This window comes from Microcoleus sp. Pol14D4, assembly GCF_036701245.1.
Taxonomy (GTDB): domain Bacteria; phylum Cyanobacteriota; class Cyanobacteriia; order Cyanobacteriales; family Microcoleaceae; genus Microcoleus.
This window is the reverse complement of sequence record NZ_JAUBQM010000208.1, coordinates 1-1021: the sequence shown is the minus strand read 5'-3', so window position 1 is coordinate 1021 and position 1021 is coordinate 1. Positions and strand designations below refer to the sequence as shown.

Here is a 1021-nt window from a genome sequence, read left to right as displayed (position 1 = left end):
GTAACTGCTCAATAACCGCTGGTTGGAGTATCTGAGCTAAGTAGTCCCAGAACGCGAGCCAATAAACTTATTTCTCTCCTTGGCACTTTGGCTTCAAATATGATTTAATGAAAATATGCAAATTCCTGATTTAGCTATTGACATTCCCTCTGGAGAAATCACTCCCTTAGTTAGCTCACTGCTGAACATCATCGCTCATCAGCAACAGATGATTGAGAGCCAACAGGAGAGAATAGTGAAGCTAGAACAAGATGTGACCAAACTACAGGCAGAAGCCCAAAGCCTTAAAGCTCAAATCTTGGCGGCTAAAAAACTTAAGGGAAAACCTAAGATTCAACCCAGCACCCTTAATCAAAAAGAAAAAAAAACCATTGACCTTGAAAAGCGACCTGGTTCTTGGAAAAGGAGTAAAAAAAACCAGGATTTAGTAGATGAAGAAAGAGTAATTGAACCTCTTGAACTCCCAGAGGGAGCTCGGCTCAATGGGTATAGACAATATGACGTGCAAGATGTGATTATCAAAAGGCATAGTATTCGATTTTTACTTGCAGAATACATTACCACCGAAGGCAAGACAATAGTCGGGAAATTGCCCAAAGAATATCAGGGACACTATGGGCCAACGTTAAAATCATTTATCTTATACCAACACCATCAATGCCGAGTACCACAGAACTTAATCGGAGAACAGTTAAGAGAACTAGGCATAGATATTTCCACTGGTCAAATTAATCGACTCTTAGTAGAAGAAAAAGAAGCATTTCATCAGGAACAAAATCAAGTCTTACAAGCAGGGTTGCAGACAGCAAAGTATATTCATACTGATGACACAGGAGCCAGACATCAAGGAAAGAATGGCTATTGTACAGTCATGGGCAACGATTTATTTGCCCACTTTACTACAACCGATAGCAAAAGTCGGCAAAACTATCTGCGAATTCTCAGAGGTCCCTACACCGATTTTATACTGAATCAATATTCTCACAGTTACCTGATTGCACAAGAACTAGCAGCCTGTCAC

The 1021-nt window shown here is 40.3% G+C and carries 1 protein-coding gene; it reads left to right on the top strand.

The window, feature by feature from the left end; all coding sequences use genetic code 11:
- Positions 1 to 115 precede the first annotated feature (115 nt).
- The coding region (locus tag QUA33_RS28140) for an IS66 family transposase (RefSeq protein ID WP_333153075.1) at positions 116 to 1021 on the top strand (906 nt) is incomplete at its 3' end.